Here is a 448-nt window from a genome sequence, read left to right as displayed (position 1 = left end):
GGGTGTCGATCCGACGCAGTCCACACTGTTCATCCAGAGCCGTGTGCCCGAGCACGCGGAGCTGTTCCTGCTGCTCTCGATGGGCACGCCGCTCGGCTGGCTCGAACGTGTGCCGACCTACAAGGACCAGATCGAAAAGCTGAAGGAGAAGGACCTCTCCACCTACGGCTTCCTCGGCTATCCGCTGTTGCAAGCCGCTGACATCCTGATCTACCGCGCTGGCTTCGTGCCGGTGGGCGAAGACCAGGTGCCGCACGTCGAGATGACACGCGAAGTCGCCCGCCGGTTCAATTACCTCTATGGCCGTGAACCGGGCTTCGAAGAGAAGGCGCTGGAGGCGGCAAAGAAACTGGGCGGCAAGCGCGCCAAGCTGTATTTGGAACTGCGCACAGCCTACCAGGAGCGCGGTGAAGACGAGGCCCTGGAGCAGGCCCGCGCACTGCTGGCC

The 448-nt window shown here is 63.6% G+C and carries 1 pseudogene; it reads left to right on the top strand.

Annotated elements, in window-relative coordinates:
- Window positions 1–448 (top strand): annotated as a pseudogene (locus tag I6F21_RS37835) (hypothetical protein); the annotation flags it as partial.

It is taken from the genome of Bradyrhizobium sp. NBAIM03 (assembly GCF_020194055.1).
GTDB classification, from domain to species: Bacteria; Pseudomonadota; Alphaproteobacteria; order Rhizobiales; family Xanthobacteraceae; genus Bradyrhizobium; species Bradyrhizobium yuanmingense.
Note: the sequence above shows the minus strand (reverse complement) of the source record. Positions and strands in the feature narration are given on the sequence as shown.